General features: G+C 70.4%; 16 protein-coding genes and 1 tRNA gene. 7 read left to right on the forward strand and 10 right to left on the reverse strand.

What is annotated here, in order from left to right:
* Positions 1-92 precede the first annotated feature (92 nt).
* Positions 93-944, reverse strand: a complete 852-nt coding sequence (locus ACIQMR_RS07035) for a hypothetical protein (RefSeq protein ID WP_401383798.1) — start codon at positions 942-944, stop codon at positions 93-95.
* A 214-nt stretch (positions 945-1,158) separates the two neighbouring features.
* Between ACIQMR_RS07035 and ACIQMR_RS07040 the strand changes: the two genes are divergently transcribed.
* On the forward strand, positions 1,159-1,602 hold the full coding sequence (locus tag ACIQMR_RS07040; protein ID WP_266380108.1) for an ATP-binding protein: 444 nt from the start codon (positions 1,159-1,161) through the stop codon (positions 1,600-1,602).
* A gap of 36 nt (positions 1,603-1,638) precedes the next feature.
* Here the strand turns inward: ACIQMR_RS07040 and ACIQMR_RS07045 are convergent, their stop codons facing one another.
* Both ACIQMR_RS07045 and ACIQMR_RS07050 read right to left on the reverse strand, forming a co-directional pair.
* Positions 1,639-3,102 carry an aminopeptidase P family protein gene (locus ACIQMR_RS07045; RefSeq protein WP_401383800.1) on the reverse strand — a complete coding sequence of 488 codons (1,464 nt, stop codon included), beginning with the start codon at positions 3,100-3,102 and terminating at the stop codon, positions 1,639-1,641.
* Positions 3,103-3,215: 113 nt separating this feature from the next.
* On the reverse strand, positions 3,216-4,739 hold the full coding sequence (locus tag ACIQMR_RS07050) for a PP2C family protein-serine/threonine phosphatase (RefSeq protein WP_401383803.1): 1,524 nt from the start codon (positions 4,737-4,739) through the stop codon (positions 3,216-3,218).
* Positions 4,740-5,192: 453 nt separating this feature from the next.
* Between ACIQMR_RS07050 and ACIQMR_RS07055 the strand changes: the two genes are divergently transcribed.
* Positions 5,193-5,906, forward strand: a complete 714-nt coding sequence (locus ACIQMR_RS07055; protein WP_266380099.1) for a bifunctional DNA primase/polymerase — start codon at positions 5,193-5,195, stop codon at positions 5,904-5,906.
* Between the two features lie 415 nt (positions 5,907-6,321).
* Positions 6,322-6,738 carry a hypothetical protein gene (locus ACIQMR_RS07060; protein WP_401383805.1) on the forward strand — a complete coding sequence of 139 codons (417 nt, stop codon included), beginning with the start codon at positions 6,322-6,324 and terminating at the stop codon, positions 6,736-6,738.
* A gap of 299 nt (positions 6,739-7,037) precedes the next feature.
* Here ACIQMR_RS07060 and ACIQMR_RS07065 read toward each other — a convergent pair whose 3' ends face one another.
* The 3 genes from ACIQMR_RS07065 to ACIQMR_RS07075 form a co-directional block, all read right to left on the reverse strand.
* Positions 7,038-8,009, reverse strand: a complete 972-nt coding sequence (locus tag ACIQMR_RS07065; protein ID WP_401383807.1) for a DUF5926 family protein — start codon at positions 8,007-8,009, stop codon at positions 7,038-7,040.
* A 126-nt stretch (positions 8,010-8,135) separates the two neighbouring features.
* Complete coding sequence (locus tag ACIQMR_RS07070; RefSeq protein ID WP_266380090.1) at positions 8,136-8,735, reverse strand: ATP-binding protein; 600 nt, start codon at positions 8,733-8,735, stop codon at positions 8,136-8,138.
* A 109-nt stretch (positions 8,736-8,844) separates the two neighbouring features.
* Positions 8,845-9,636 (reverse strand): glycerophosphodiester phosphodiesterase, encoded by a 792-nt coding sequence (locus tag ACIQMR_RS07075; RefSeq protein ID WP_401383810.1) that lies wholly within the window; start codon positions 9,634-9,636, stop codon positions 8,845-8,847.
* Between the two features lie 301 nt (positions 9,637-9,937).
* Between ACIQMR_RS07075 and ACIQMR_RS07080 the strand changes: the two genes are divergently transcribed.
* A complete protein-coding gene (locus ACIQMR_RS07080; RefSeq protein ID WP_401383812.1) occupies positions 9,938-11,398 on the forward strand; it encodes a S1C family serine protease in 1,461 nt (486 codons plus the stop codon).
* A 177-nt stretch (positions 11,399-11,575) separates the two neighbouring features.
* Here the strand turns inward: ACIQMR_RS07080 and ACIQMR_RS07085 are convergent, their stop codons facing one another.
* Complete coding sequence (locus ACIQMR_RS07085; protein WP_401383814.1) at positions 11,576-12,709, reverse strand: glutathione-independent formaldehyde dehydrogenase; 1,134 nt, start codon at positions 12,707-12,709, stop codon at positions 11,576-11,578.
* Between the two features lie 194 nt (positions 12,710-12,903).
* Here ACIQMR_RS07085 and ACIQMR_RS07090 point away from each other — a divergent pair, with 194 nt between their 5' ends.
* The 3 genes from ACIQMR_RS07090 to ACIQMR_RS07100 all read left to right on the forward strand — a co-directional run bounded on the left by ACIQMR_RS07090 (position 12,904) and on the right by ACIQMR_RS07100 (position 13,864).
* Complete coding sequence (locus tag ACIQMR_RS07090) at positions 12,904-13,095, forward strand: hypothetical protein (protein WP_266380080.1); 192 nt, start codon at positions 12,904-12,906, stop codon at positions 13,093-13,095.
* Positions 13,096-13,195: 100 nt separating this feature from the next.
* Positions 13,196-13,282: transfer RNA gene (locus tag ACIQMR_RS07095), tRNA-Ser, on the forward strand.
* Between the two features lie 435 nt (positions 13,283-13,717).
* Positions 13,718-13,864, forward strand: a complete 147-nt coding sequence (locus tag ACIQMR_RS07100) for a LexA family protein (RefSeq protein ID WP_401383816.1) — start codon at positions 13,718-13,720, stop codon at positions 13,862-13,864.
* On the opposite strand, the gene ACIQMR_RS07105 is transcribed toward ACIQMR_RS07100, so the two are convergent.
* The 3 genes from ACIQMR_RS07105 to ACIQMR_RS07115 form a co-directional block, all read right to left on the reverse strand.
* A complete protein-coding gene (locus ACIQMR_RS07105) occupies positions 13,809-15,161 on the reverse strand; it encodes a Dyp-type peroxidase (protein ID WP_401383819.1) in 1,353 nt (450 codons plus the stop codon). The two genes, ACIQMR_RS07100 and ACIQMR_RS07105, sit on opposite strands and share 56 nt — an antisense overlap.
* Before the next feature lie 44 nt (positions 15,162-15,205).
* Entirely contained in the window at positions 15,206-16,189 is a 984-nt protein-coding gene (locus ACIQMR_RS07110; RefSeq protein ID WP_401383821.1) for a tetratricopeptide repeat protein, read from the reverse strand.
* An 89-nt stretch (positions 16,190-16,278) separates the two neighbouring features.
* Positions 16,279-17,430, reverse strand: a complete 1,152-nt coding sequence (locus tag ACIQMR_RS07115; protein ID WP_401383823.1) for a DUF4331 family protein — start codon at positions 17,428-17,430, stop codon at positions 16,279-16,281.
* Between the last annotated feature and the right edge of the window lie 92 nt (positions 17,431-17,522).

Below are 17,522 nucleotides of genomic sequence, written 5' to 3' on the forward strand. Positions count from 1 at the left end.
GGAAGGTGATCGGTCCGCGCGCGGGTGCGCGGGGACGCCGCGGCACCACCGCGCTCAGGACTCCCTCCGGGACTCCCGTCGAGTGGGCCGCGTCAGGCTGCGAGGACGCAGGACGCGAGGGCGCGGTGCGCGGGCGGGCCCCGCCTGATCACGGTGTGCTGGAGTGCCCCCGCCACCGGTGGCGCGGGGTGGTCGCGGCCGGTGCGGACGGGGCGCGGACGGGCACCGGGCGCCCCGGGCAGTCCGGCGAGCAGTTCCCGTACGAGAACGAGCGCGGCGCGCAGGGCACGAACGAGCGCCGCTTCGGCCACCGCCTCACCCGCGTCGTGCGCACCCTGTGCGGACAGCTCGGCCAGCCGCGACAGCGCGAGGTCGCCGTGCCGCAGCAGCCAGCCCGCGGCCAGTGCGGCCAGCAGATGGCCGAGCACCATGGGAACGCCGGGCAGCAGCCCGGCGGACTCGAGGGCCGTGGCGGGCGCGGCGGCGTGTCCGGCGTGCCCCGCGTGCGTGGCCTGCACGGCGGTCGCCGGGTCGATGCCGGCGCCGGCGACGATCCGGTGGGCGTCGGCGGGGCTCAGCGCGTTGCCGCCGGCGCCGCAGACGAGCTTGGCGGCCATCCTGATCAGCGCGTCGTCGGCGCTCGGTGACACGGCCAGCGGGCGCTGGCCGAGGCCGAAAAGGGTGTGCAGGACGAGCTGTCCGCCGGCCAGCGCGGCGACGACGGCGGTCAGCGAGCGCGATCGTCCGGCGAGCGGCGCCGCCACGGCGAGGACGATCAGGAACCCGGCGAGCAGCGTCCACCACGGGACGGTCGCGCAGGCGGCCAGCACATGCCCCAGTGCGGACAGCACGACGCAGACCGCGGCGAACACCGCGGCCCTCAGCAGCCGGCAACCGGCTCCGGCGGGTGCGTCGTCGGTTGCGACCGACGGTTGGGCAGACATGGCCGGGACATCATCGCACCGAGCCCATCGCGTTCGTGCGGCAGGTCCGGAAGGTCACGTTTGGGAACGCTCCGGCGATGTGGCGTGGGCATACACCGGCATGGGCGATTCACGCATCCGCCGAATGAGGGCAATCACGTCAACTCCACGCTTACGAACGTGCCCACCCGGCAATACGTAACGGTATGTCGAGCCGCAGCCAGGAGGCTGGAGCATGAGCATCTGGTGGTCTCTCCATTTGCGGCGCGAGGCTGCGAGCGTTCCGCTCGCTCGACGTCTTCTGCTCGGTGCCATGGACACCGCGGGTGTCGATCCCGACATCTCCTACGATCTCTCGGTCGCACTGAGCGAGGCGTGTGCCAACGCCGTCGAACACGGCGGGAGTGCCGCGGCCGGTTCGTCTTCCGACGCGTACCGGGTGACGGCGTATCTGGACGGCGAGAAGTGCCGTATCGAAGTCGTCGACGGCGGGCCGGGTTTCCCGGACTGTTCGCACGTCGCGGTCCCCGGCCTCTCGGCGGAGGGCGGCCGCGGGCTCTGTCTCATCGAGCAGCTCGCCGATCACGTCTATCTGCGGAACCGGCCGGGCCGGGGCGCGGTGGTGAGCTTCGACAAGGTGCTGAAATGGCGGGAGGACGCCCTGCTCAGAGTGGTCTGAGCGGAGCGCCCTCCTCCTGCTTCGTGCGGCCGGGGATCAGCCCTTGAGGCCGGCCATCCAGGCCTCGACCTCGTCGGACCTGCGCGGCAGCGCGGCCGACAGGTTCCGGTTGCCGTCCTCGGTGACGAGGATGTCGTCCTCGATCCGGACGCCGATGCCGCGGTACTCCTCGGGCACGGTCAGATCGTCGGCCTGGAAGTACAGACCCGGCTCGACCGTGAGGCACATGCCGGGCTCCAGCGTGGCCCCCACATACGTCTCACGGCGCGCGGCCGCGCAGTCGTGGACGTCCATGCCGAGCATGTGGCCCGTGCCGTGCAGGGTCCAGCGGCGCTGCAGACCCAGCTCCAGGACCTTCTCCACGTCGAGGTCGCCGAGCAGGCCCCACTCCACGAGCCGGGCGGCGAGCACGCGCTGCGCCGCGTCGTGGAAGTCGCGGTAGGCCGCGCCGGGGCGCACCGCGGCGATACCGGCCTCCTGGGCCTCGTACACCGCGTCGTAGATCTTGCGCTGCAGCTCGTTGAAGCGGCCGTTGATCGGCAGCGTGCGCGTCACATCGGCGGTGTAGAGCTCGGTGGTCTCCACACCGGCGTCGAGCAGCAGCAGCTCGCCGGAGCGTACGGCTCCGTCGTTGCGCACCCAGTGCAGGGTGGTCGCGTGCGGGCCGGCCGCGCAGATCGAGCCGTAGCCGATGTCGTTGCCCTCGACGCGGGCGCGCAGGAAGAACGTTCCCTCGATGTAGCGCTCGCTGGTGGCCTCGGCCTTGTCCAGGACCTTGACGACGTCCTCGAAGCCGCGGGCCGTGGCGTCGCACGCCTTCTGAAGCTCCGCGATCTCGAACTCGTCCTTCACGAGGCGGGCCTCGGAGAGGAAGACGCGCAGCTCCTCGTCGCGCTCCGCGGTGACCTTGTCGGTCAGGGCGGCCTCGATGCCGGCGTCGTGGCCGCGGACGGTACGAACCTGGCCGGTCGCCTCGCGCAGCTGCTGCGGCAGTTCGCGCACGTCCTTGGCCGGGATGCCGAGCAGCTGTCCCGCCTCGGCCAGCGAGTGGCGACGGCCGACCCACAGCTCGCCCTGGGCGTCGAGCCAGAACTCGCCGTTCTCCCGGTCGGAGCGCGGCAGCAGGTAGACGGTGGCCTCGTGTCCGTCGCCCACGGGCTCCAGCACCAGGACGCCGTCGTGGCTCTGGTCACCGGTGAGGTAGGCGTACTCGGTCGAGGCGCGGAAGGCGTACTCGGTGTCGTTCGAGCGGGTCCTCAGATTGCCCGCCGGGACCACGAGACGCTCGCCCGGGAAGCGGGCGGAGAGGGCGGCACGGCGGCGTGCGGTGTGCGCGGCCTGCGCGATCGGCTCCAGACCGTGCAGCTCGGTGTCGGCCCAGCCGGACTTCATGCTCTCCGCGAGCTCGTCGGAGACCTCCGGGTACAGGCCGTTCTTGCGCTGCTTGATCGGCTCTTCACTCGACTCGTCCGGGGTCTCCGGGGTGAGCTCCTCTGCCACGGGTCTGCCTCCTTGTTGGTACGACGCTGAACCCCCACCCATCGTACGGTCGTGCGTCAGCGGCCCGGGGCCGTGCGCCCCATGGCCTGCGTCACCGGGGCATCACCGGAGCATCACTCGAACCAGGCGGCCAGTATCACCACGTCCTCACCGTCGTCCCCGGCACCGAGACCGTCGGGCAGCACCGTGCGCAGGACGTGGTCGGCGATCGCTCCCGGATCGTCTCGGGCCGCCTTCGGCACGCTCGCCGCGGCCGCGTGCAGCCGTGCGAACGCCCGGTCCATGGGATCGCCGGTGCGCCGCAGCAGCCCGTCGGTGTAGAGGAGCACCGTTTCTCCGTGGGCGGGGGAGAACTCCACGCTCGGCGCCTCCCAGCAGGCCAGCATCCCCAGCGGCGCCGACAGCGAGGTCTCCACGAACTCGGTGCGGTGCTGTCCCACGATCAGCGGCGGGGTGTGTCCGGCGCCGGCGAGCACGATCCTGCTCTCGTGGCCTTCGGGGTGCGGGGCGGCGGCCGGTTCGCAGTACGCGAACAGCGCGGTCGCCGAGCGGGCCGGTTCCGTCAGCCTCAGCAGCAGCTCCAGGTCGGACAGTACGGCGACGGGGTCCTCGCCCTCCATCACCGCGTACGCCCGCAGGCTCGCCCGGAGCCTGCCCATCGCGGCCAGCGCGCTCGGTCCGGAACCGGAGACGGAGCCGACGGCGAGCCCCAGCGCGCCCTCCGGCAGCGGCAGTGCGTCGTACCACTCGCCGCCGCCGCGCGGTCCGCTGAGATGACGGGCCGCGAGCCGCACCCCGGGCACCCGGGGCAGCCGGCTGGGCAGCAGCTCGTCGGCGATGGTGGCCATCTGCCGGCGGGCCCGGTCCAGCTCCAGCAGCCGGGCGAGATGCTCGGTGGCGTACCGCCCGTAGAGACCGACGAGATGACGCTGGCGGTCCACCGGCTCGGCGGGCTCGTCGTAGAACCAGACGGCGACGCCCAGTCTTCCCGCGTCGTCGGTGGCGAGCGGCAGGGCGTAGCTGGCGGCATAGCCGAGGCGGGCGGCGACCTCGCGGTGGCGCGGGTCGAGCGACTCGTCGTGGAAGAGGTCGGCCTGGGCGACGGGTCCGGGGATCCCGGTCGTCCGGGCGTCGAGGATCCGGCCGTACGCGGTGGCGCTGCGCGGGACGGTCTCGATGTGGCCGAGGTCGGCGTGGGCGAGACCGAGGCCGACCGTGCTGGAGGGGCCTCGGCCGTCGGCCGGTTCGAGGACGACCATGCCACGGCGGGCGCCGACCAGGGCGGCGCCCGCGCGCAGGAGTTCATGGAGTGCTTCGTCCAGCGTTCCGGTTCTGGCGAGGCGTTCGGTGAGTTCGTGCAGGGTGGTGAGGTCCGAGACCCAGCCGGCCAGCCGGTCCTGGATCATCGCGCCGGGCGCGGTGGCAGCGGCGGCGGAGGACGTCAGGGACGCGGCAGTGTGCGGAGGGGCCGGAACCGCTGAGTCGATTCCAGCCACTTTCGGCAGGTGCGGGGCGCTCATGATCGCCGGCCTTCCGGCTGGTGCGTTTTGCCCAATAGCATCGCAAACCCCCATGTCAATCTGCGCCGCTATCACTGCATCCACATCTACACGCAGACAAAGGGGGATGTCCAGCATCGTCCTCCTGGGATTACTGGTGTCCGAGGGGGCGTGAACTTGGCCAAAAAATGCCCCCCGTGGTCGCTATTTGCGGTCGACTAGGGCCGTTCGACATGGGGATCCCACCCAGGGTGAAGTCCGAGGCGAAGCCCCAGGGGGGAGTCATCCCGAGCGTGATGGGTACGTAAACGGTGATGGCCAGGGGCAGTTGGGACAGTCCCGGAACCTGGCGGGGAGCCCGGGCGTCTTAATCGCCGTGGGCCGCCGCCCCATCCCGTGCGGCGGGACGAGTACAGCGGGACAGCAAGCGCCAGGCGCGCGCCACCCCTCGCCATGCGTTTAATGGACACAGCCCATGGGATCGCCCGTGCCTACGGCAAGGGCGGCGAGACGCCGCCTGTACGCGCAGTGACGTTATGCACACATGGAGTGATATGGACCTCGGCGTTCAACGGAAAGGAACGAGCGCTCATGCGCGAGATCCTCGGAAGGCGACGCAGGCTCCGGTTCCGGCGCAAGGGGAGGCCTGCTCCTCAGCTCGACGCGGCGCTCACCTGCGCCACCGCATGGGAATGGCCCGTGCTTCCCGGTGTGGGACTCAAGGCGGCCGGCGGTCGGACCGACCGCGGGCGCGGCTGTGCCTGCCCCGACCCCGAGTGCGTGGTACCCGGCGCGCACCCCTTCGACCCCGGGATCCTGGCGGCGACCACCGATGAGCGCATGGTGCGCTGGTGGTGGACGCAGCGACCCACGGCTCCGATCGTGCTCGCCACGGGGGGCCGTGCGCCCTGTGCCGTGAGCCTGCCGGCGGTCGCCGGAGCACGGGCTCTCTCCGTGCTCGACCACATGGGCATGCGGCTCGGCCCTGTCGTCGCCACGCCGACGCGGTGGTCGCTGCTCGTGGCCCCGTACTCGATGGAGCAGCTCGGCGAGCTGCTCCACGCCAAGGACTGGGTGCCGAGTTCGCTCCGCTTCCACGGCGAGGGCGGCTATCTGATGCTTCCGCCCTCCGAAACCGGCACGGGACAGGTCCGCTGGGAGCGCGCGCCGCTGCCCGGTTCGGCCGCGCCCTGGCTGCCGGACGTCGAAGCGGTCGTCGACGCTCTCGTGGAGGCGAGCGTCAGCGCGCCCTCGGGCGGGGTGACACCTCCGGAGACCGGGGAGGGATCCCGGCTCACGTACTGACGGCCGGCTTCCTCCGCTCGCGCAACGGCCGGGGGTGCTTGCGTACCGACCGCGGTGACGGCTCGCGTAGCGGCCGGCCGGCGGTGACGGCGCACGTACCGACCGGCCGGAGGACCGGCGACTCGCGCGGTGATGTGCCGCGTGAGGGCTCGCGTACGGACCGTGCGGGCCCGGTGACTCACTCGTACGGGTAGGAGCCGGGCCCTCTTGTACGGGAATTGGGCGCGCGACGCCGCGGGCGCCCGTCGACCGTCGGTATCTTCGGCCCACCATGAATCAGCGCCTGACCGGGCTCACGCTCGCCGCCGTCTGTGCCGCACTGCTCCCACTCGCCGCCTCCGCCGGACCGGCGGACCCGCCCGAGCCGGGAACGCCGGATGGCAAGAGGGCGGGCACGCCGGCAATTCTGGCCGGAATGCATGTGCCCGACGACCCGGAAAAGGCTCCCGACGCGGCCGTGGAAGCGATCCTCGGACGACGCACAAGCGAACACTGCGGCCCGGAAGTCACCTCACCGGCGGGCGTCGAGGCCCAGACCTGCGTGCTGACGGAGGGCCCGGACGTGTGGGCGCGAACGTACTTCCGCAACGGGACCGGCGATGAGCTGATGTCCGTACTGAGCCTCATGGGTCCCGGCGACAGGACCGTACGGACACATTGTGCGATCGAGGCGGGAGATGAGCCCGCGGCCTGTGAAACACCGCGTGAGAAGGCTCTTGGTGAAGCGGATGCGTATTCCGCGGTCGCGGAGTTCGCTCGTTCCGTAGGCGATGCCGACAGTCCGCTGCTGCTGCGCTCCGGGAGCAACTCTCCTGATGCCGGGGGAAGTTGACGCCCGGCTGAGCGGCGAGGGGATTGCGGGAAATAGCAACGCCCGGTCGCTGGCGACGGGGGATGCACCAGCGACCGGGCTTCTAGAACGGTAACAAGAGATCTGCTGTTCGCAAATTCGATCTCGGGTATTCGGACAGCGAATTACCTGCCCGTACGGGCAGTTGTGACAGGGATCACCCGCCGCGCGACAGAAATCGTCACGGCGTGCGCGGGCGACGACCGAAGCCGTCGTCCCGGCACCCTTCGCAGCCCGTGCGCCGCCGCCCGCCCGGCGTCGCCGTGCGGCCCGTCAGCTGCTCAGCTGAGGGTCACCTGGCGGTTGGTGAGCCCGCCGCGCGCACGGCGCTCGTCGCCCGTCAGCGGCGTGTCCGCCGCGAGCGCCGCGGTCAGCCGCTCCGCGAACTCCGCCGCCGGCTTCTCGCACTCCTCGGCGCCCATGCCGCTCGGCAGGTCCCACACCGGGACCATCAGACCGTGCGCCCGGAACGAGCCGACGAGGCGGGTGCCCTCGCCGAGGCTCGACGTGCCCGCGGCCTGCAGCCGGGCGAGAGCGTCCAGCAGCTCTTCCTCGGCGTGCGGCATGACCCAGCGCAGGTGGTTCTTCTCCGGCGTCTCGCACCAGTACGCGGCGTCCACCCCGGCCAGCTTCACGGTCGGGATCGCGGCGGCGTTGGCACGCTCCAGAGAAGCGGTCACCTCCGCGCTCGTGGTCTCGACCGACTCCGGGATCCAGAACTCGAAGCCGCTGTGGACGACGGGCTCGAACGGCGCGTCCGCGTCGATCAGGTCCTGCAGCCGGGGGCCGTCCGCCGGCGCCCGCCGCGGAGGCACCGCGTTGCCGGGCTTCGTCGTCAGCGCGCGCTGCAGCGTGTCGGCGAGATCGCGGCTGAGGTCGCCGGAGGACGTGTCGTTCTGCAGGGCGAGGAGTACGGAGCCGTCCTCGCGACGCAGCGCGGGCCAGGCCATGGGAAGGACGGTCGCGAGCATGAGCGACGGAACGTCCTCGGGCAGACCGTCCTTCAGGGTCAGTTCGGCGGTCGCGGCGGGCACCAGCTCGCGGAGGGCGACCCAGTCGCACTCGGCGGGCAGCCCCTCGAAGGGGCGCTGGACCAGCTCGGTCACGGCGTGCGCGGCGGCCCGGCCGTGGCAGGCCTTGTAGCGACGGCCCGAGCCGCAGGGGCAGGGCTCGCGGGCGCCGACCACAGGAATCTCGCCGTTGGCGATCTGTGGCTTGGCGGCGGCCTTCGTCTGGGGGCGCTTCTTGGCCATGATGTGGCTTTCTCCCGATGACGGCGTGCTTGTCTCGGGCGCGAGCCTAGCCGCTGTGACCGTGGCAACGGTCACAGCGGCGCTCCACGGCGCGGGCGCCGCCGCGGAGGCCGCCTCGATCGAGGCTCAGTCCATGTCGTCGTAGGCGTCCGCGAAATCGAACCCGGGGGCAGTGACGCGCGTAGCGAAATCGTCGCGACGATGCCCTTCGGTGACGAGAACCCACACCGTGACCTCGCCGGACGCGCTGTCCCGTACGCCCCAGTCCTGGGCGAGCGAGCTGATGATGTTGAGCCCGCGGCCGCCGTGCGCCGTTACCGAGGGCGTGGACGGAATCGGGCGGGTCGGGCCGCCTCCGTCCGTCACCTCGACCGTCAGGCCGCCCGCCTGGTCGACGCGCCACGCGGCGCGGATGTCGCCGTCCCCGATCTCCGCGTGCCCGAGCGGTCTGCCGTGCCGGCAGGCATTGCTCAGCAGTTCGGAAAGGATCAGAACAGCATCGTCGACGACCGATTCGGACAGTCCGTTGCGTCGCAGCTGCTCACGCATCCGGTGCCTTGCCTCACCCACGCCCGCAGGGCCATGGGGTACGGCCATGCTCGACGACGTGGGCACCTCCTGTGCCACCACCAACGCCACCCCCGAGACCTCCTTCGCCCCACGCCACGGTGTGGATGCCCCACTGAACTGGACCGGAAACCGGCCAATCCGTGTCTGGTGACGCACTCGTAACGATCGAATACGGATCGAACGCGCCGGTGCACTCCCTGTAGCGGGCACGTCGCGGACAGGAAGGGCACCGCGAGCGCCTGCGAGGGCCCGCAAAGGGCCTGCGTCAGTGGCGGCCGAGCTGGGCCAGCACCTGCTTCGGACGGTTGGTGATGATCGCCTCGACGCCGAGGCCGACGCAGAGGTCGACGTCCTCCGGCTCGTTCACGGTCCAGACGTGCACCTGATGGCCCGCCGCGTGCAGCCGTTCCACATAGGAGGGGTGATTGCGTACGAGCCGGATGCCGGGCCCGGCGATCCGGGCACCCGCGGGCAGCCGCGCCTCACGCGAGCGCAGCGGGAGGAACTGCATCAGATACACGGTCGGGATCACCGGCGCCGCGGCCTCGATCCGGTGCAGCGAGCGCGCCGAGAAGCTCATGATGCGTACGGGCGACTCGGCGGGCGCCGCCGGGGCGTCCAGGCCGAAGCGCTTCAGCAGCTGGAGCAGCCGTTCCTCGACCTGGCCCGCCCAGCGGGTGGGGTGCTTGGTCTCGATGGCCAGCTCGATGCGCCGACCGGCGTCGGCGGTCAGTTCGAGCAGCCGCTCCAGCGTCAGCACGGACGTGAACTCGTGGTCCTTCCAGTCCGGGCTCTCCTCGCTGTCCTTCCAGGAGCCGAAGTCGAGCGCGGCGAGTTCCGCGAGTTCCAGGGCGGAGACGGCGCCGCGGCCGTTGGAGGTGCGGTTCACCCGGCGGTCGTGGACACAGACGAGATGGCCGTCCGCCGTCAGGCGTACGTCACACTCGAGGGCGTCCGCCCCGTCCTCTATGGCCTTCACATAGGCGGCCAGGGTGTGTTCGGGAGCGTCCTCCGAGGCGCCTCGATGGGCGACGACCTGGATCCGGTGTTGGGTCACCGCGTCATGGTGTCATCGTCTGAAAGCGGACGCTGCGGCCGCGTCCGTAATGTCCGGGATAAGGGATGGCGCACATACGCACAGGTCCTGCTTACAGTGGCCTGACAGGCTGTGGGAAAAGCTGACCGCAGCACATCGGTGCGGAGTCGCGGAGCTACGGAGCCGCGGCAGCGGACCGTGGAACGGCAGAACCGTGGGACCTCAGGGTCCTGACTGAGGGGCCCAGGGGTCCTGAAGGAACCGAGTGGACCCCGTGGAACCCCGTGGGAATCGTGGATCGTGGATCTGAGGAGAGGAAGCTGTGAGCACTGAGAACGAGGGCACCCCGGCTCACGCCGGCCCGTCCGTACCTCCTGTGCCGGCGGCCGCTCCCGAAAGCGCTGCCGCGCACGATCATGAGCATCAGGCCGCCGGCGAGGACGCGCCGACGCAGCCGAACCGGCCGGTGCCGCCGGCGCCGCCCACCGCCCCGGTGCCTCCCCCCGGCACCCAGGCCCCCTCCCCCGCCGACACGGCGGCCTTCCCCGCGACTGCCCAGTACCCGCAGGGAGCGTGGCCGCCCCCGCCCCCGCCGCCCGTCTCGCCCTGGGGCGCGGCCGCGCACGCGCCGGGCCCGCAGTCCCCGCGTAAGCGATCGGGCGGACTGATCGCGTCCGTACTCGCCGCCGCGCTCGTCGCGGGCGGCGTCGGCGGCGGAATCGGCTACTGGGCCGCCGAAAGCAACGACGACGCCAACATCTCGACGACCGTCGCCTCCGGCGACGCCCCCGTCGACCTCAAGCGCGAGCCGGGCACGGTCGCCGCCGTGGCGGGCAAGGCACTGCCGAGCGTCGTCACGATCGAGGCGCAGTCCGGAGGCAGCGCCGAGGGCGAGGCCGAGGGCGGCACGGGCACCGGCTTCGTGTACGACAAGGAAGGCCACATCCTCACCAACAACCACGTGGTGGCCTCCGCGGCCGACGGCGGCACGCTCTCCGCGATCTTCTCCGACGGCAAGAAGTACGACGCCGAGGTCGTCGGCCGCGCGCAGGGCTACGACGTCGCCGTGCTGAAGCTGAAGAACGCTCCCTCCGGGCTGACCCCGCTGCCGCTGGGCGACTCCGAGCGGGTCGCGGTCGGCGACTCGACGATCGCGATCGGCGCGCCCTTCGGCCTCTCCAACACGGTCACGACGGGCATCATCAGCGCGAAGAACCGCCCGGTGGCCTCGGGCGACGGCACGAGCAACAAGAACTCGTACATGAGCGCGCTGCAGACCGACGCGTCGATCAACCCGGGCAACTCCGGCGGCCCGCTCCTCGACGCGCGCGGCGCGGTGATCGGCATCAACTCGGCCATCCAGTCCGCCGGCGGCAACGGCTTCGGCCAGCAGTCCCAGGCGGGTTCCATCGGTCTCGGCTTCGCCATCCCGATCAACCAGGCCAAGAACGTGGCGGAGCAGCTCATCAAGACGGGCCGGCCCGTCTACCCCGTCATCGGCGCGACGGTGAGCATGGCGGAGAAGGGCGCCGGCGCCACGATCGCCGATCAGGGCTCGGGCGGCACGCCCGCGATCACCCCGAACGGACCGGCGGCCAAGGCGGGGCTCAAGCCCGGCGACGTCATCACCAAGTTCAACGGCAAGCCGATCGACAGCGGCCCGACGCTGATCAGCGAGATCTGGAACCACAAGCCGGGCGACAAGGTCAAGCTCACCTTCGAACGTGACGGCCGCGAGGTCACGGCGACGGTCACCCTGGGCGAGCGCAAGGGCGACGGCTGACGGCCGGTGCCGCGATGACGGCGCCGAAGAGGCGCCGAAGAGGCGCCGGGAGCGTGAGAGCCGAGGGCGTGGGAAGGGGCTGCCGAACGATTCGGCAGCCCCTTCGTGCTCTTCGTGTCCTTCGTGTTCCTCTTCGTGCTCTTCGTGTTCCTCTGGAGATTTCCGCGCTCGTGACTGCTACGGATGCAGCACGACCTTGGTGTAGCCCTCGATCCGCTTGTCGAACTTGTCGTACGCCGACGGCGCCTGGTCCAGGGGCAGTTCGTGCGAGACGACGAAGCTTGGCGTCGCCCGCCCCTCGATGATCATGTCGCGCAGGTACCGGTTGTAGCGCTTCACGTTGCACTGCCCCGTACCCATCTTCAGGCCCTTCTCGAAGAGCTTGCCGATGGAGACGAGGAGCATGCCGCGCTTCGACTGCTCGTCGGGGCCGCCGGGGTCGGCCGGTACGTACAGGCCGGGTACGCCGAGCATGCCGGTGGCCCGGACCGTGCCGACGAGCGAGTTCAGTACGGTCGCCGGCTCCTCGCGGTCGGTGCCGTGTCCCATCGCCTGGTAACCGACGGCGTCCACACCCTTGTCGGTGCCGACTCCCTCGGTCTGCTCCTTGATCTGCTCCACCGGGTCGCCCTCGGCGAAGTTGATCGGCACCGCGCCGATCTCCCGTGCCTTCTCCAGCCGCTCGGGAACCCGGTCCACGACGAAGACCTTCTTCGCTCCGCGCAGCAGGGCCGAGTACGCGGCCATGAGCCCGACGGGCCCTCCGCCGTACACCGCGACGCTCTCGCCCGGGCGGACCTGGGCGAGTTCACAGCCGTGATAGCCGGTGGGGAAGATGTCGGCGAGCAGCATGAAGTCGGTCTCGTGCTCCTTGCCCGGCGGCAGCTTCAGACAGTTGAAGTCGGCATAGGGAACGCGCAGATACTCCGCCTGCCCGCCCGGCCAGGGCCCCATGGCGACGTAGCCGTAGGCGCCACCGGCGAAACCGGGATTGACGGTCTGGCAGAACCCGGTGAATCCCTCTACACAGTTGGTGCAGAACCCGCAGGCGACATTGAAGGGCATGACCACGCGGTCGCCCTCCTTGAGCGAGGTGACGCCCTGGCCGAGTTCCTCGATGATCCCCATGTTCTCGTGGCCGAAGACGATGCCGGGCTCCGCGGCCGTACGGCCTTCGTACATGTGCAGGTCGGACCCGCATATCGCGGTGGAGGTCACTCGTACGATCACATCGTTCGGATGCTGGATCGTGGGCTTGTCGACGTCCTCGATCGCCACGCTGAACGGTTCCTTGTACACGACGGCTTTCATGCTGCGACCTCCGCTCGCGATGCACATCTGGTTGCCGCCCCCGTCCCGCCCCCGCCCCGCCCCTCCTTTCCATATGACCCATCTCTCATGATTCTCCGCCCCACAGGATCGGACAACCCGGTAATCTCGGGAGGAATCTTCCCGGTGTGCCGCTGACGCCGCACCGACCGATGAATCAAGAAGGAGGGCGAGAAGTGGCAGCACATCGGCTTGGGACCCTGCTCGTCCCCGTGCCCGGCCTGTCCGGCGCCACCTACCCGGCAGGTACGACGGTGACCGTCCGCGGTCGCGGCGCCACGGTCGATGCCTTCGTCGACGGCGACTGGCTCCCCCTGTCATGGTGGGAGTTCTCCGACGGCCTCCGCGAGGACATCGCCGACCGCTGACCCGGGCGGCCACTCTGGCCGTACTCCCACCATCCCGCATCGCGCGAGATCCGCAGCCGGTAGGCTGTAGCCCGCTCCGCAGCAGGTGAGGCGGGGCACTGGTGGGTTGCCCGAGCGGCCTAAGGGAACGGTCTTGAAAACCGTCGTGGCGGCGACGTCACCGTGGGTTCAAATCCCACACCCACCGCAGCAGGTCAGAGACTTGCAGATCAGAAGGGGTGCCACTCTCCGGAGCGGCACCCCTTCTGCATGCACCCTGACTCGCCGGTTTCCCGCCTGCCTCCACGTCGACCGCTGCCGGACGGGGCGTGTCCCGCCGCGTTTCACCCCACCGAGTGACGCGTCACGGCATGCGCAAGAAATCGAACACGTGCTCTAATCAGGTCATGGCGAGAAACGGCTTCCCCGAGGATCTGGTGCAGGCCCAGCGCGACTGGCTACGCACGTACGAGGCACTGGCTCGCTGTTCCCCCGGGGTCGGCACGACTGCGCTACGACGACGCCTGATCGTGGAGTCGTGCCGGATTGCCAGACACCCGTTCTGGACCGAGGCGGGCCGCTCGCCGGCCATGTGGGGGGAGCTGCGGCACGTTGCCCGTGCGGATGACTGGAGGGATGCCGCATGAACGAGATCAGCGAGAGACAGCGCCGGATTCTGCGCTGCATCCGCGAGTGGATCGCCGAACACGGTGAGGCGCCGACGGTCTCGGAGATCAGCCGGCAGGTTGGTCTTGCCACTTGCTGTCGGCGAGCCAGCGCAGGGCGCTGAGGCTCGGGAGGAAGAAGTACTCGCCGCCGCGAGTGGTGACGAAGCGCTCGACGCCGTGCAGGCGTCGTCGTACGGGGTGGTGCGGGATCGTGAAGATGCCACCGCCGTCGTTGTCGCCCGTCAGCAGATCCTTCTCCTCGTCGAGGCCGGTGAAGTTGCCGTCGTTGAACCACTGCGACTTCACGAACTCGAACTGACGGTTGAGATGTGCGTTGAGGGCGATGAACACGATGCCCCGGTCGGCGCCGTCGTCGTCCAGGACGCCGGCCGGCAGCGGCGGCCCGTAGCTGGTGCTCCGCCGAATCAGCCGGTGGAGGTCGACGTCGCCGATGATCTCCGAGTCACGCGGATTGGCGCGCCTGGCGTGTGCGCCGTGGGGGCAGACCAAGCCCCGCGGATCGGACGCGTAGACAAAGTCGTTGTTGCGCTGCTCGTCCGCCCCCAGGTCCGGATCGTCGTGCTCGGGCGCCAGGATCAAGGGGGCACCGCTCGGCCAGCGGCCCACGATCTTCGCGGCGAGCAGCGACTCCTCCTCCGGACTGGTGGCGTTGTCGCGCAGATAGCGCCGGAAGGCGGCGACGTGCGTGTGCAGCTTCCGCCAGACCACGAACGTGCCGTTTCGGCCAAGCACGTCCGGCGCCGGCATCGGCGGCAGGTTTCCCGTCTCGTCGGGATAGCCCAGCACGAACTCGCCCGCCTTGAGGGCGGGACCGCCACCCGGCGGGTACGCCGCGCCGCTTCCCTCCACGATGGGGTTGCTGATGCCGTCCTTGTAGCCGAAGCTGGTCCGCCCCGAGGCCAGTTGGTACAACTCCTGCCGATGCACCACCTGGAGACCGGGAAGCTGCGCGCGCGCCTGACGTGCCCGTTCGAGGACGACGGCCAGTGACTCCTGATCGGCGGCGACGAGGGACAGCACGACGTGCACCTGGCCGGTACCGAACGGCGGCTCCCAGCTCGCGGGCGCACTGTCCCCGGTGTCACCGATGAAGTCGGCCCGTGCCGCCATGCCCTGCCGGAACTCCTCGGGGAAGGTGTTCAGGGATGCCGGTGGGACCTGGAGCGCTTCGAGGCCCCGGAACGTCAGGCCGACGTTGAGGAGCGCCGGCAGGGGCGGCTGCCACCAGTTGGCCGCGGAGTCGACCAGTTCAGCCAAGCGTCCCATCAGCTCACGCCCGGCGCCGGGATCGTCCACCCGCAGCAGGATGTACGTGCCGACGTACGGCGACGGCCGGGTGCGCAGCACGATGCCCTGAATCTCGTCCAGCTCGAGCGGTAGGGCTTCCGTCGCTGTCATGGCGTCCTTCCCGTCCGATATCAGTCGATTCGTATCAATTGCCATTACGGTCGGCACTGTCCGACACGGCACATCGCGCGATTGACGAGTGAGTAGGCGCGTGGAGTCGCTCGAAGGGCGAGGTTCTGCCGCGCGAGCCGAAGCGCTCGCTGAGGATCGCCGCCGACGGTCAGCCAGAACTCCGCCGCATGATCGGCGTACGCCTCGGGATGGCGCGCCATCAACTCCTCGTAGCGCGCGCCGGCGTGGGCACGCCAGAACCGGGCCTCCGCCGACACCGCAGACGTGCCCAGGAGGTGGGCGAGCCGGGTCGCGTAGTCGGGATCGTCGCTGACGTGGGCCAGCCGGCGCAGGCGCTCGATCGCCACTGCCGTCCTGCCTTCGATGGCGTCGGTCTCAGCGAGGCGGCCTTGAGCCGGCACGTAGGAGGGCAGTCGGGAAGCGGCCGACTCCAGCCAGCTGCGCGCGTTCACCGGGCCGCCCTGGGCCAGCCACATCTGCCCGCACTGGAACTCGAGAACCGCCAGGGGAAATGGACTGACCCCGCGGTAGGCGCGTCTGGCCGCCAGAAACCACGTCTCGGCCTCGTCCGTCTCGCCGTTCTCGGCATGACAGCGGGCCATGGCGCCGAGGGTCCTGAAATCCTGGCGCCTCGAGAACCCCTGGCGAAGCAGCGCAAGGGCCTCGTCGTATCGCCCGACCGCCTGGCAGACGGCTGCTCGCTCCTCGTCCGCGCTTCGCCGATCGAGCCCCAGCGCGGCCGCCGTGTCCAGATCGTCCAGCGCCGCCGCGAACCGGTGGAAGAGGCCCGCCAGCCTGGCGCGTGCCAAATGGGACCGAGGATCGCTCGGTGCCTGGTCGACGAACGTCTCGGCCAGCGATGCCGCACGCTCGGCCTCGTCGATGCGGCCCCGTACATGCCCGCGCAGGGCGGTCAGCTCCACCAGCTCGCCCCAGCCGTCAGTGGTGAGTCGTCCCCGTGCCGCCTGCGACGTCAGACCTTCGATGCGCGCGTCGAGGTTGCCCATGGCGATGACGCCGGCGGTCGTGGGCGGCCCGCCCGTAAGGTCGGGCCCTTTCCCGCTGCCGGTATGAGTGGCGGCCGTGGAACCGCTCATCAGCTCGCGGCAGCCGTCGGGATGGCGGCCACCCGCTCGGGCGGGTCGGGGTTGGGCGGTGCCAGGTACGGGAATTCGCGCGAAGCCGGCACCGTCCCGTCGACGCCGTCGCTCACGCGCGGGCCATGGCCCGCGTTGACGATGAGCGTGTAGAGCGTGTCGATGACATCGTCGTTCAGCGACCGGCCGCCAGAGGTCACATGCTTCCGTCCCTCCAGCAGGGCCCGCTCGATCTCGAAGTAGCTGTCCTCGGCGTACGGCTTGGCAACGTCCGTGATCAGGAAGTCCGCGAGCAGCAGCTCCGTCAGCGGATGCGTCCCGTCCGGCTGCGTCGTCCAGTCCGCCTTGCCGTCGAGGCCGTCGAAGAAGACCAGATTGGCGTTGAGCCGTGCGCGATAGGCGTCCATGTAGCTCGGACCCAGCCGGAACGGGTCTTCCTCGTTGTAGAGATCACGCAGGTCCACGACCTTGTTGGCGGTGTCGACGCCGTTGTCCGACATGAGGATGTTCTTGACCTCGGGGCGGCCGAGGCGTTCGAGGCGCACGGGATACGGCCCGGCCGTGACGGTTTCCGCCGCGACAGCGAAGACGCCGCCCGAGGCCGCCCCGAACACCCTGGCGACGTCAAGCTCCGCCACGATGGTCAGGACGTCGGTGCCCTCCAGGAAGTTGGTGCCCTTCGGCACGAAGGCGAGCCGCCGACTCGCCCGCGTCTCCACCTCCTTGACCACGTCCATGAAGAAGGGATCCAGCCGCAGGCCGGCGTAGAGGCGCACGCCGTGGCCCTCGCCACCCTCGTCGTTCACGAGCAACGAAACGGATTCCCCGTTCGGCAGCACGCACGTTCCCCGCTGCGCCAACTCCCCTTTTCCATCCGGTCCGACCGGAGTCGAGAAGGTGCAAGTAAGCGCGAATTCGTCGGTGCCGACATCGAAGAGCGCGCCGGGTTCTCCCATGGGCACGGATGCCGGACGGACGCGGAAGCGATAGCTGGCAGCATTGGAGAACAGGGCTCCCGGCCGCGCATTGGGAAAGACGTTCATGATGAGGACGAGCCGACCTGCCTGGGTGGGGCTGGGAAAGGCATAGAGGTCGGTCAGGTCTATGGCCGGATCGGCCAGGGCACGGGTGCCGGAAAGGTGGTCGGACATGATGCTGCGACCTCCGCTGTGGGGCCCGGTCCGACGACCGCGCGCCGCTGCCGGGCCGCTTGGTGGTGCCCAGGCGCCATGGCCACGGCCAC

The sequence above is a fragment of the Streptomyces sp. NPDC091376 genome (assembly GCF_044757085.1).
GTDB lineage: Bacteria > Actinomycetota > Actinomycetes > Streptomycetales > Streptomycetaceae > Streptomyces > Streptomyces pratisoli.

Coding starts and splice junctions, on each gene's coding strand:
- ACIQMR_RS07035 (WP_401383798.1), bottom strand. CDS start 944: ATGTCTGCCCAACCGTCGGTCGCAACCGACGACGCACCCGCCGGAGCC.
- ACIQMR_RS07040 (WP_266380108.1), top strand. CDS start 1,159: ATGAGCATCTGGTGGTCTCTCCATTTGCGGCGCGAGGCTGCGAGCGTT.
- ACIQMR_RS07050 (WP_401383803.1), bottom strand. CDS start 4,739: ATGCTGGACATCCCCCTTTGTCTGCGTGTAGATGTGGATGCAGTGATA.
- ACIQMR_RS07055 (WP_266380099.1), top strand. CDS start 5,193: ATGCGCGAGATCCTCGGAAGGCGACGCAGGCTCCGGTTCCGGCGCAAG.
- ACIQMR_RS07060 (WP_401383805.1), top strand. CDS start 6,322: ATGCATGTGCCCGACGACCCGGAAAAGGCTCCCGACGCGGCCGTGGAA.
- ACIQMR_RS07065 (WP_401383807.1), bottom strand. CDS start 8,009: ATGGCCAAGAAGCGCCCCCAGACGAAGGCCGCCGCCAAGCCACAGATC.
- ACIQMR_RS07085 (WP_401383814.1), bottom strand. CDS start 12,709: ATGAAAGCCGTCGTGTACAAGGAACCGTTCAGCGTGGCGATCGAGGAC.
- ACIQMR_RS07100 (WP_401383816.1), top strand. CDS start 13,718: ATGAACGAGATCAGCGAGAGACAGCGCCGGATTCTGCGCTGCATCCGC.
- ACIQMR_RS07105 (WP_401383819.1), bottom strand. CDS start 15,161: ATGACAGCGACGGAAGCCCTACCGCTCGAGCTGGACGAGATTCAGGGC.
- ACIQMR_RS07110 (WP_401383821.1), bottom strand. CDS start 16,189: ATGGGCAACCTCGACGCGCGCATCGAAGGTCTGACGTCGCAGGCGGCA.
- ACIQMR_RS07115 (WP_401383823.1), bottom strand. CDS start 17,430: ATGTCCGACCACCTTTCCGGCACCCGTGCCCTGGCCGATCCGGCCATA.